Origin of the sequence: Cloacibacterium sp. TD35, assembly GCF_028864635.1 — a bacterium.
GTDB lineage: Bacteria > Bacteroidota > Bacteroidia > Flavobacteriales > Weeksellaceae > Cloacibacterium.
Genome location: NZ_CP104850.1, coordinates 1335223 through 1347568 on the forward strand (window position 1 = coordinate 1335223; position 12346 = coordinate 1347568).

The following is a 12346-nucleotide window of genomic DNA, read 5'->3' on the forward strand; positions in this document are numbered from 1 at the left end:
GTGGTTTTAGGGTGTCACTAAAATTAATAAAATATTTTGAATATGAAATAGTTAGCGAAAAAAAATCTAAATTTTTTGAGAAAAATATTAGTTTTCGGTCAAAGAAATTCCGCCAAGATTTCCGCTACTCATCATCAGGAAAGCAGAATTTGATTTTTCTAGATTTTGCCAAAAATTTTTCAAATCATCCACATTGGTAAAAACCTGTAAATTTTCTTTCCCGAAAGATTCTTTAATCAACTCAGGCGAAATAGGCGACATGTTTTTGATGTGTAAAGCCTCCAAATCATAAAAAACAATCGCTTCATCGAGTTTGGCTAAAGTATTTTTATATTTTGGCAAAAATGCTGGATTAAGAGAAGAGTAGGTGTGGAGTTCTAGAAAACCTACTTTATTCATCGCAGGAAATTGTTCTGCAAAAGCTTCTACAGATGCTTTTACTTTGCTCGGAGCATGTGCAAAATCTCTGTACAAGATGATGTCGTCATTTCTTTTCACCTTTTCTAAACGTTTTGATGCGCCAGAGAAACTCATCATAGCTTCGTAGAAATCTTCGTCTAGAATGCCCAATTGATTACAAATAAGCCTTGCTCCTTCTAAATTCAGTAAATTGTGCTTTCCGAAAATTTTAAGCGGAATTTGCCCCATTTCTGTCTCTACTGAAGTTTTACCGTTTTTGGTTTCGTAGTTGGGCGTTTTGTAAGGCATTTTTCTGAAATAATTCTCCGCTTCGTCTACCAGTTTTACTACGGTTTCATCTTCTTCATTGTACACCAGAATTCCACCAGAAGTAATGTTTTTAATGAAATTTCTGAAAGCGTCTACATATTCTTCCTCAGTTTTGAAAACATTGATGTGATCCCAAGAAATCCCAGAAATCAAAGCAATATTCGGATGATAATGCAAGAATTTCGGACTAGAATCTATCGGCGAAGAAAGATATTCATCTCCTTCAAAGATAATAAAATCATTTTCCGAAGAAATTTTCACCATGCACTCAAAACCATCTAACGGCGCTCCCACCATAAAATCTGTGTCAAAATGATGGTATTGTAAAGCATGAAGAACCATCGAAGTAATGGTAGTTTTCCCGTGAGAACCTGCAATCACCACTCTGGTTTTTTCTTTGCTCTGCTCGTACAGAAATTCCGGATAAGAATAGATTTTAATGCCTAGTTCTTGGGCTTTCAAGAGTTCTGGATTATCTTTTTTGGCGTGCATTCCTAGAATGACAGCGTCTAGATTTTCAGAAATTTTCTCAGTAAACCAACCTAAACTTTCAGGAAGAAGTCCGTTTTTTTGCAATTGAGAAAGAGAAGGTTCAAAAATAGCATCATCTGAACCTGTGATTTGGTAACCTTTATTTTTGAGAGCTATGGCAAGATTGTGCATCGCAGCACCGCCAATCGCAATGAAATGAATGTTCATATTTCAATTAAAATTAAAAAGAGCCAAGTAAAAAGAGCCAAGTAAAATTTCAGAAATAATTTTACTCGTCTTTTTTCTCTTGTTTTTTGCGCTCCTGATATTCTTTGTCGTAATCGTGAAGCACATTATGCTCAGGTGTTTGCTCGATGGCGTGCATAATTTTTTTCAGAATATCTTCTGCTTTTTCGTTGTCGTAATCTATGTCCAGTGGAGCTTTAAATTGCATAGTTGGTTCTACACCCGTCACTTTTATTCTCAATCCTTTTTTGTCAAAAGCTCTACGGAAACCATTGATTTTGATAGGAATAACGATAGAACGCTGTTGCTGAATGAGTTTAGCAGTTCCTTTTCTACCTTGTGCAAAAGCAGAAGTAGTTCCTTGAGGAAACGAAATTACCCAACCATTATCTAGCGCTTTCATAATGTTTTCTACTTCTCTTAAATCTACCATTCTGTGCACGTTTTTGCCTTCGGCGCGCCAAGTTCTTTTTACCGTAACTGCACCCGCCAATTTAAAAATTCTTGCCAAAATCCCTTTATTCATGGTTTCTTCTGCGGCTACGTAGTAGAAATCTACTTTTGGATTGAGCAGGTAAACAGGATTTTTGATGGTGTTCATATATCCATTATTTACGGCACAGAAAACGTGGTACATTGCCGCTACATCAGCAAAATACGTTTGGTGATTGGATACGAATAATACATTGGTTTTCGGGAGGTTTACCAAATGCTCGGTTCCTGTAATTTTCAGTTTGTTGAACCCATTAAATCTTCTGTAGGAAATCATTCCCAAGATGAAGATGATAAATCTTTTTAAAAAGTAAATATTCCCGAAAGAATCTGTAAAAATGCTTTTCTTCGCCATTTTTCAAGCAGCTTGAAGCTAAATTTTGTTAAACACAAATGATAAAATCACTATTGTCTACGATTGATAAAATAAACAGTGGACTTTGCAAATTTAAACATTTTTTAGCAACTCGTTCAATTCACTCAAAATCATAGAAGTGGCACCCCAAATTTTGTGGTTTTGGAAATCAAAATAAGGCACTTTATATCCATTAGTTCTTGGTAATTCCATGGTTAGAGGTGGTTTTGGTAAATCTCGAATCACGGAAAGCGGAACTTCTAGAATTTCTTGAACTTCGGTTTGCTGATGATTAAAATCTGGCCAATTTTCGGTGTAAGACAAAAAAGCATACACGAAAAAATTACTTGGCGGAATATAAATAGGGGAGAGTTCTCTCACGATTTTGATTTGAGACATGGTAACGCCTATTTCTTCCCAAGTTTCTCTGATGGCGGTTTCTGCAAAATCTGCATCGGTGTCATCTTTTTTACCACCAGGAAGCGAAATCTGCCCAGAATGTCTATCATTCTCATTATGTGTTCTGTGAATGAGCGGAAAGTACCATTCTCCGTTTTTGGGATACAGTAAAATATTGACGGCGGCGTATTTAGGATTTTTAGCCAAAATTTCTTCTTGCGTGAGTAGAGAACGATAAGGTGGTGCATAGATTTTTTGCGCATCAAAACCGCCCAACTCTGCATCTTGCAACTGCTGTAATAGTATTTCTAAAGAATTTTGCATCTCTCAAAAATATGAAATTTTTAGCAGAGCTTGTTTTAAAGGATTGTTAAATGTTGATAAGATTTTTTACGACTCAAGTTAGGGTATGAGTAGAGTTTCTTTTTACGTTTGTTCGTGGTTTGTTCGTAATTTACGGTACTTTTCCGAGCTTGATTCGAAGGAAACACGAACAAATCACGAGCAAACACGAAGTATGACTGCTCTTTTACCCGAAATGAAGTAGAAACTTCTTTCATAAAAAAATCCTCAGAACATTCTGAGGATTTTTAGTTTATATGAATGTACTTACATATTGCAAATCCTCGATATCTGGGCGATGAGTGTTTAAATTTTTTTTTAATCTGTAATAAAAGAAAAGTCGGAAGAAATTTTCTTCCGACCATTACTAGACTTATGCCCGTGCTTTTAATTTGTTATATAGCTCAAAGTCTGGAGACTTTGCGTAGCGGAGGAAATTACAATATTGGAGCGGCGATTATTGAATTTTCATCATGAAGTGATCCAAAATTATAAATATTCCATGTAGGGTTAGTACTTCCTGCCCATTGGGAATTTTCTTTCCAATAATAATATCTTTTCGTTGCATTTGTTGTATTATTAAATGTTATACTTCCTTGCAATAATGCATATTGTGCAGGACCAATCAATCCTCCTGAGATACGATATGAAGGACCAATTATATCTGTACTATATCCAAATGTGCTAGAACTATCACAGAATGTAGAACGAATCCATAAACCAGCCCCACTTTGTAAGTCAACCCCATAATTGATAATCATTGTTACGGTTACGTTCCACTTACCAGGTGGTAAGTCTATGTAAGACCCAGTATACACATAATTTTGATTCAATGGGACAGCCGAAGTAGCAGTACTTATTGTTCCAGATATAAGATTTACTGCAGAATACCGCCACGTCGCCACTCCATTAGCATCAGAGGTAAGTACTTTACCAGCGTTTTGGTTTCCGTCTGTGTACTTTAATCCACCTGTTGTTGGTGCGTCTATGGTAAGCTGGTTGGCCGCTGTGGTGGTCACCGTAGTCGGCTTTATAAGAGTACCACCCAGCTGTATGTTGCTTCCTGTTTTAGTAAGGCCATTATCTGCCGTGGTAGCTACTGTACCACTGCCATTTGCTACCTTCTGCTATAGGGTACCATCAAAATAATAAAGCCCTGTAGCGGTAATATTTGCTCTGGGTCCTGCATTATCTCCTGCAGATACATCTGTAATATATACCTGTGCCCCTGTTTGTGCCGCAGTATATAAAGTACCCTTGGCGGTAAGCTGTGCTCTTGTAAGCCTAGGTACCTGCATGCCGTCTGTATCTGTAGCGCCCAGCTTGCCGGTAACGTCTAATGTAGTATTAGGCGTAGTGGTGTTTATCCCCACTCTCCCTGTTTGTGCATTTGTAGCCATAGATATTGCAATAAATGCAATAAGTGCCAGTTTTTTAAAATTATTTTTCATCTGTTTTTTTTTTAATAATTAGTAAATGATTTTGTTTATTTGTTTATGAGTGTAAAATACTTAGGAAGCAGTATTTTTATTATAGAATGGTAATTAGAGTAGGGTGGTGGTCTTATAAAAGCAGAGGCCGAACAAGCCCCTGCAAAGAACACGAACATATAAAACGCTACTAAATGCGCATCATATTTTATTTCTAATAACGCTAGGAAATAGTACAAATCTACTATTGTTTTTAGCCTATAGTCATTAGTACACCCTATTGCTGTTTGTACTTTACCATAAAGCAAAGCGGTGGTGTTATCAGGATTTTTGGGTGATATTTGGTTAGCTTTTGTTTGGTATATTTTTTTTGTTTCGGAAGATGCTTTTCTTGGATTTTTTATTTCCATCAGCTTCTTTTTTACATTTTTTTGCTTCTTTTTGGGAAGTTCTGCGGGTATTTTTTCGTATAGTTCAATAAAAATATCCCCTTTAATAATAGCCTCCTCTGCTATGAAGAGTACGCTTTTTTCAGTGCTTTTTTGCGAAGTTAACATAATGGAAATTATGTCAAATTCTCTTTTTAAATAATTGATTTAAAGCGACATATAAATCAAATAAAGTATTGTTTGTAGAATTTTAACTACAACAATGCTGTTGTTTTTTTACATTTTTTTTAATTTATCTCCACAGAAATAAATCTTCATTCAAATTGATTTATAAGAAATTTGTCAAAGAATATTTAATCTTCTTTATAAAGTGCTCCGTTTGTACTCTGAAGGTAAACGAATAGTCTAGTTTATCTGTAATAAAGTGACAAATACGCTTCTAAAATGAAAATAATGTGGATTTTCTGTACATCATTTATGAATGGTTTTTTTGCAAAAAAAGGGCTTATTATGATGTGTGTATTATCTAGTTATTTTTGTTTTCCTCAAAATCAAATTGGAGAAAGTACACCCAATACCCCTCAAAAAAATAAGGACGACATAATTTCCATTATGTTAAATAAAACAGGCTATTTTATCCTCAGATGTTTTTAAATAAAAAAAATCGCTGCATTACTGCAACGATTTTATAATTTTCAATTATCTACTTTCCTTTTTCAATTAATTCGAGTAGCTTCCGAGTTCTTTTTTGTCTGCATCGTAGAGTCTGTACTCCAGATATTTAAAAGAATCTCTTGGGATAATGGTTACCCATTTTTTGTACTTGATAAACCATTTCATTTGTTGGCTCATCAGTCCTTTTGTAAGATATGCTTCTACAAACGGATGCGTGTGTAGGTATAATTTGCCCTTGTTTTTGGTAAGAAATCCATTTAGGCGTTCTTCCATGCGTTCTACCACAAAAATAGGAGCCAAGATTTCGCCGTCTTTGTTCGGGTTTTCTTCTTTGGTGTCTATTTGTTTTTCTGGTCTTACACGTTGTCTGGTGATTTGTATCAAACCAAATTTACTAGGCGGTAGGATTTTGTGCTTTGCTTTGTCGCGTTTCATTTCTTCGCGCAAGTGTTCGTACAGGTCTTTTCTGTGGTCAGGATTTGGCATGTCTATAAAATCTACCACAATAATTCCGCCCATGTCTCGCAATCTGAGTTGTCTTGCAATTTCTGTAGCAGCCATTTTGTTCACGTTTAGGGCGTGTTCTTTATTGGCGGTGCCAGAAGAAATGTTGTTCCCCGAGTTCACGTCTATTACGTGTAGTGCTTCTGTGTGTTCTATCACGAGGTAAGCACCTTTAGAACTTGGGATGTTTACGTGTTTTCCAAAAGATTGTTTCAGCTGTTTTTCTACATTGTAATATTCCAGAAGTGGAATGTGAGAATCATAAAATTGTACAATGTTCTTGCGTTCTGGAGCAATGACTTCAAGGTAATTTTTCATATCGTTTACCATTTGTTCATCGTCACAAATGATAGAAACGAAATCTTGATTGAAATTGTCTCTCAAAATAGCCGAAGCTTTGTCTTCTTCACTAAGAACTTTCGCAGGAGTTTTATTTTTTTGGATATTTTTGAAGCAAACGTTCCATTTGTCAACCAGTTGGTTCATATCATTATGGAGTTCTGCAACTTTTTTTCCTTCTGCTACTGTTCTGATGATTACACCGAAACCTTCAGGCTTTATGCTTTCGATAAGCGTTTTGAGCCTAGCTTTTTCTTCGGTGCTTTTAACTTTTTTAGAGATAGAAACCTTATTATCAAAAGGGATAAGTACTAGAAATCTACCGGTTAATGAAATCTGGGTAGAAATTCTGGGACCTTTTGTAGAAATAGGTTCCTTGGTAATTTGCAATAAAACTTCGTCTTGAGCAGCCATCACTTTGTCTACAGTGCCATGCTTGTCTATTTCTGGCTGAATTTGGAAGTTTTTGAGCGAAGAAGTTTGTTGTCTTTTGGATACCGTATCGTGCAAAAACTTGCGATAGGTAAGATACTGCGGACCGAGATCCTGATAATGCAAAAAAGCATCTTTCTCGTAACCTATATTTACGAAAGCAGCATTGAGATTAGGAGCTAATTTTTTAATTTTTCCCACAAAGATATCACCTACTACAAAATCTGTATTCTGCTGTATCTCGTGGAGCTCGAATAATCTACCGTCTTCAATAAGGGCAATTTTAGAAGCATCATCTTCATAAGAGATTATTAATTCTTTCTTCATTTTCTAAAATTTCTTTTTAAAGTTTTTAATTAAAACAAAAATATAGTTAGTGCTCATTATAAAGATAAAAACACCAACTATATTATATTGTATCTAAACAGAAAAGATTATTTTTTCTTATGTCTGTTTGCTCTTCTTCTTTTCTTTCTTTTGTGGGTAGCCACCTTGTGTCTTTTTCTTTTCTTTCCGCTTGGCATAGTTAGAAATTTTTAAAAGTTAATATTTGAATTTTTTTTGAACCTAAATTATTTTACAGCAACCTTAGTTTTAACTTTTTCTACGAAAGTTTTAGAAGGTTTGAAAGCTGGGATGTTGTGAGCAGGAATGTTGATAGCTGTATTTTTAGAAATATTTCTACCTGTTTTTGCCGCTCTGGTTTTGATTACAAAAGAACCGAAACCTCTTAAATATACGTTATCTCCATTATACATAGAAGTTCTTATTTCTTGCATAAAAGCTTCGATAACTTTTTGTGTATCATTTTTTTCTATTCCTAATTTGCTTGAGATGGTGTTTACCAATTCTGCCTTTGTCATTTCCTTTTTTGTTTTTATTTTTGGTGTGCAAATATAAAAAATATTTTTTGAAAAAGAAGAACAAAAATACTGATTTTCTAAACATTGGTTTAAAACTCATGAAATGGTATGATTTGAATGCGAGAGATTTACCTTGGCGAAAAACCAAGAATCCTTATCATATTTGGGTCTGCGAAATCGTTTTACAGCAGACTAGAGTAGAGCAAGGCAAGAATCATTACCTGAATTTTGTAGAAAGATTTCCTACAGTAAAGTCTTTAGCCAAAGCAGAAATAGATGAAGTTTTACTTTATTGGAAAGGTTTAGGTTATTATTCCCGAGCGATTAATCTGCACAAAGCAGCTCAACAAGTGATGGAAGGTTTCGGCGGGGAGTTTCCTAATCGATTTGAGGAGATTTTAAAACTAAAAGGCGTGGGAAAATATACTGCAGCAGCGGTTTCCAGCATTTGTTTTGATGAAAAAGTTCCTGCTATTGATGGGAATTTTTACCGTGTACTGAGTAGAGTTTTTGCGGATGACTTTGATGTTTCCTCGCCAAAAGCGTATGCTTATTTCTATGAATTGGCTTTACTTATTATGCCTGATGAAAATCCGGGGAACTTTAACCAAGCGATTATGGATTTGGGTTCGGAAATCTGTAAGCCTAAAAATCCACAGTGTGAAACTTGTCCGATTCAAGAAAACTGTCTGGCTTATGAAACGGGAAAAGTGCTAGATTTCCCTGTGAAATCTAAAAAAGTAAAGGCTGTAGATTTAAAATTACACTATTATTATATAGAGTACGATGGGAAATTTCTCATCAAACAACGAGATGATTCCTTTATTTGGAAGAAATTATATGATTTTCCAGAAAGCATTTCTCGGGAATTGGAAGATTTTATAGTAGAGGAAAAAACAGTGTATCATAAACTTACACATAAAAATCTGGAAATCAGTATTTCTAAAGTGATTTTGAAGGATAAAATGAGTTTTGAAAAATATGCTCAGAAGCATCAATTGCAGATTACAGATTATGAAAATTCTCATCAGAAGTCATTTCCAAAACCTTTAGAAAATTATTTGAAGAAAACGTTTGAAAATTAAATCTTTAAACTTGATTTTCGAGAAAATTCTTCCACAAAAAATTCTTACTTTTGCACAATGTTTAAAAAATTAGCAGTCATTTTGTTAGCATTTTCTGCATTGGCTTGTAGTGAAGAAGCAAAACCAAAACCCAAGGGTGAATTGCGTCTGGAATATCCACAGCCTCATTATCAAGCATTTATTAATCCATGTGCTTATAGTTTTGAATATTCAGATTTTGCAGCGATTTCAGATGCTAAGGAAACGTGTTGGTATAATTTACGTTATCCCAAAATGAAAGCTAATGTTTTCATTACATATTTTCCGGTGAAAAATGATTTTGATGCGCATGTAAAAGAGGTAGAAAAAATGGTTTACGGACATACCATTAAAGCTTCTGCCATCGAAACCAAGTCTTTTTCTTATCCAGAGAAAAAAGTTTACGGAAATATGTATGAATTAAAGGGCGAAAGTGCTTCTAATATTCAGATTTTTATCACAGACAGCACCAGACATTTTGTAACAGCGAATTTATATTTCAATACAAGACCAAAACCAGATTCACTCGCACCAGCAGTAGATTATATTAAAAAAGACTTGCTGCACATGATTGAAACTTTCCAATGGAAGTAGTTTTAGTTGGAGAGAAAAAATAATATATAAAAACAATAAACAATATCTACATATGAAATTATTAGCAGTAGGAACTGTAGCATTTGATGCCATAGAAACGCCTTTTGGTAAAACTGATAAAATTTTAGGAGGAGCAGCTACTTATATAGGTTTAGCCGCTTCTGTAATGAAAACAGACGTGAGTTTGGTTTCGGTAATTGGGGGAGATTTTCCACAGCACTATTTAGATATGATGACTTCTAAAGGAATCAATATCGATGGAGTAGAAATGATTAATGATGGAAAAACATTTTTCTGGAGTGGTAAATACCATAACGACCTTAATTCTAGAGACACTTTAGCTACAGAACTGAATGTTCTAGAAAATTTCGACCCAAAAATTCCAGAATCTGCAAAAGATGCCGAAGTTTTACTTTTAGGAAATCTGCATCCTGCTGTGCAATTAGCGGTGTTAGATAGAATGGAAAAACGTCCACAATTGGTGATTTTAGATACCATGAATTTCTGGATGGATCTTACTTGGGATTTATTATTAGAAGTAATTGCTAAAGCAGACGTTATTACCATTAATGATGAAGAAGCACGTCAGCTTTCAGGAGAATATTCTCTGGTAAAAGCAGCACAAAAAATCCATGATATGGGCCCTGAGTTCGTAATTATCAAAAAAGGAGAACACGGAGCCTTATTATTTAATGATGGTAAAATCTTCGCAATACCAGCATTGCCATTAGAAGAAGTTTTTGATCCAACTGGAGCTGGAGATACTTTCGCAGGTGGTTTTGCAGCGTATTTGACTAAAAAACAAGAATTTACTTTCGAAGAAATGAAATCTGCATTAATTGTAGGTTCTGCAATGGCAAGTTTCACGGTAGAAAAATTCGGAACGCAGCGTTTAGAAGAGGTTTCAGAAGCCGAAATGATTGGCAGAATAAAACAATTTAAAGAACTCACCACTTTTGAAGTGAAACTTTAAGAAATAATTAACTCCCTTTTAAATTTTATTTGAAAGGGATTTTTTTTAGCTTTGAGGCTGTAAATTTTTGGAAAGATGAATGTTATGATTTCCAAATGCAAATGAAAATTGAAGAAAACATGAAAAAAACTTTAGGTTTAGTACTTTTTTTAGCTTTTGTAAGCTATCAATCACAGTATCTTATTGTAGGAAAAGACAGTATTTCTGTAGATAAATTCAAAACAGAAAATAAATATGGTTTAGAAAATTCTGGTATAGAAAATACCGTGAAAACATATGTAGATTTTAAGTTGCTCCAGAATTTTGCTTTAGAAAAAAAAGCAGATACTTTAGGTTATTTCAAGAAAACAATGACCGAAAAAGAACAACAACTTAGAGAAGAGAGTTTTTATCCTAAAGAAATCATGCAGTCTTCGCTTCAGCAGTATTTTTCGTCAAATCTTGTTGAAAAGAAAATTCAAGTTTTCTATGTAGAAAAAACAGATGCTGATAAAACCGATTACAACCAAATTTATAATGACGTAAAATCTGGTAAAATTACCTTAGAAAAAGCGATTATAGATTACACTAAACAGAAACCAGAACCATTTTTTGTAAAGTCTGGGAATATAGATGTAGAACTAAATAAGCAACTAGAAGTCTTACAGTCTGGTCAGTTTACACAATTGGTGAATAGCGCTACAGTTGCTGCTTTTGCGAAATTGGTAGACAGAAGACCTTCATTAGGTTATATTGTTTTTGGAATGATTTCTTATCCTAAAAATGAGGAATCAGAAAAAATGAAATCTCAAATTTTCGAAGCTCTGAAATCAGGGAAAAAATTCGAAGAAGTAGCAGAATTATATGGTTCTACCGAAACTGAAAAGAAAAATGCAGGCGTAGTAATGGGTTCCCCAGTTTTGCCAGATTTAGTATACGAAGCTTTTAAAAATAAAAAACAAGGAGAATATACAGAACCCATTCTAATCGGCGAAAAATATTTTGTTTTCAATCTTTATTCGGTGATTCCTTATCAGAGTTCAGAAAAATACAATCCCATGTTCATTAGAGACATGATGGACTCGCCTTTTGCAGATGTAGCGTATAATAAACTGATAGAATCTTTGGTTCAGTCTGCTGATTATAAGGAATTTCCAGATTTCAAAAAAATTAAAAAATCATATACAGATTATTTGACGTTTAAGAATGATAAAGCGGTTTTATATCAATTCAATAAAGATACTTTCACTTTTGGTGATTTGAAAACACTTTTGTCAGAAAATTTTAAAAATGCAGATAAATTAACGAAAGAACAATGGTCTGCTTTCCTAGATTCTAAAAGAGGAAATGATGTTTTTGCCGTTTATTCTATAGACTTTGTGAAGAAGCCAGAAATTAAACAGGAGCTTATAAAAGCACAGCAAAATTTGCTTGCAGATTTTCTTTTCAGTGAATGGATTGAAAAGGAAATCACCAACAAGCCAGAATTATTGGATGATTACTTCAAAAAAAATCAACAAAAATATATTTGGGAAAAAAGAGCAGATGCAAGGGTGGCAATTTTAACTGATTTAAGTTTAGAAAAAGACATCACCAAAGAAATTAAAGATGCTAAAAACTGGGATACTCTCAATAAAAAATATTACGGAAAACTGAATGATAAACAGCAATTGGTAGTGCATTTTGAAAAAGGAGAAATGTCTGAAAATGCAGAAGTTTTCCAAGTGAATAAGGTTCCTTTCGAAAAAGGTATTCAAAAAGTGAAACTTGGAGATAGATTGCTCATCATCGCTATTGATGGAATTTTACCAAGTTCACCAATGACAAAAGAAGAGGCCATGGAAGAATTGAGAGCAGATGTGAGAGAAGATATTTTAGCAAAAACGATTGCAGAACAACGTCAGAAAACAAAAATTGTAATAGAACCAAGTTTTAATGCTGAACTTGAGAAGAATTTTAAGAAATAATTATAATAAAAATTATAGGAAATCTCGCAGAGAATCATAATTTTGCAAATCAGTTAAAAATTTA

12 protein-coding genes are annotated in these 12346 nt (G+C 34.1%); 4 read left to right on the top strand and 8 right to left on the bottom strand.

The genetic code is table 11. The features are described from left to right. Window positions 1-87: 87 nt before the first annotated feature. The 8 genes from N7277_RS06210 to N7277_RS06245 form a co-directional block, all read right to left on the bottom strand. On the bottom strand, window positions 88-1428 hold the full coding sequence (locus N7277_RS06210; RefSeq protein ID WP_274778721.1) for a UDP-N-acetylmuramate--L-alanine ligase: 1341 nt from the start codon (window positions 1426-1428) through the stop codon (window positions 88-90). Window positions 1429-1489: 61 nt separating this feature from the next. After that, on the bottom strand, window positions 1490-2293 hold the full coding sequence (locus N7277_RS06215) for a lysophospholipid acyltransferase family protein (RefSeq protein ID WP_274778722.1): 804 nt from the start codon (window positions 2291-2293) through the stop codon (window positions 1490-1492). Between the two features lie 93 nt (window positions 2294-2386). Further along, window positions 2387-3016 carry an NUDIX hydrolase gene (locus N7277_RS06220; RefSeq protein WP_274778723.1) on the bottom strand — a complete coding sequence of 210 codons (630 nt, stop codon included), beginning with the start codon at window positions 3014-3016 and terminating at the stop codon, window positions 2387-2389. Window positions 3017-3471: 455 nt separating this feature from the next. After that, window positions 3472-4053 carry a hypothetical protein gene (locus N7277_RS06225; protein ID WP_274778724.1) on the bottom strand — a complete coding sequence of 194 codons (582 nt, stop codon included), beginning with the start codon at window positions 4051-4053 and terminating at the stop codon, window positions 3472-3474. Between the two features lie 108 nt (window positions 4054-4161). Continuing rightward, window positions 4162-4485, bottom strand: coding sequence for a hypothetical protein (locus N7277_RS06230; RefSeq protein ID WP_274778725.1), 324 nt, complete (start codon window positions 4483-4485; stop codon window positions 4162-4164). Window positions 4486-4520: 35 nt separating this feature from the next. Further along, entirely contained in the window at window positions 4521-5021 is a 501-nt protein-coding gene (locus tag N7277_RS06235; protein ID WP_274778726.1) for a hypothetical protein, read from the bottom strand. 552 nt (window positions 5022-5573) lie between these two features. Continuing rightward, window positions 5574-7130 (bottom strand): ribonuclease E/G, encoded by a 1557-nt coding sequence (locus N7277_RS06240; protein ID WP_274778727.1) that lies wholly within the window; start codon window positions 7128-7130, stop codon window positions 5574-5576. 245 nt (window positions 7131-7375) lie between these two features. Then, window positions 7376-7666 (bottom strand): HU family DNA-binding protein, encoded by a 291-nt coding sequence (locus N7277_RS06245; protein ID WP_069797137.1) that lies wholly within the window; start codon window positions 7664-7666, stop codon window positions 7376-7378. 47 nt (window positions 7667-7713) lie between these two features. Between N7277_RS06245 and mutY the strand changes: the two genes are divergently transcribed. The 4 genes from mutY (at window position 7714) to N7277_RS06265 (ending at window position 12282) form a co-directional block, all read left to right on the top strand. Beyond that, window positions 7714-8751 (top strand): A/G-specific adenine glycosylase, encoded by a 1038-nt coding sequence (gene mutY / locus N7277_RS06250; protein WP_274778728.1) that lies wholly within the window; start codon window positions 7714-7716, stop codon window positions 8749-8751. Window positions 8752-8808: 57 nt separating this feature from the next. Continuing rightward, window positions 8809-9363 (top strand): gliding motility lipoprotein GldD, encoded by a 555-nt coding sequence (gene gldD / locus N7277_RS06255; protein WP_274778729.1) that lies wholly within the window; start codon window positions 8809-8811, stop codon window positions 9361-9363. A gap of 52 nt (window positions 9364-9415) precedes the next feature. Continuing rightward, window positions 9416-10336 carry a PfkB family carbohydrate kinase gene (locus N7277_RS06260; protein ID WP_274778730.1) on the top strand — a complete coding sequence of 307 codons (921 nt, stop codon included), beginning with the start codon at window positions 9416-9418 and terminating at the stop codon, window positions 10334-10336. A gap of 95 nt (window positions 10337-10431) precedes the next feature. After that, window positions 10432-12282, top strand: a complete 1851-nt coding sequence (locus tag N7277_RS06265) for a hypothetical protein (RefSeq protein ID WP_274778731.1) — start codon at window positions 10432-10434, stop codon at window positions 12280-12282. Window positions 12283-12346 lie beyond the last annotated feature (64 nt).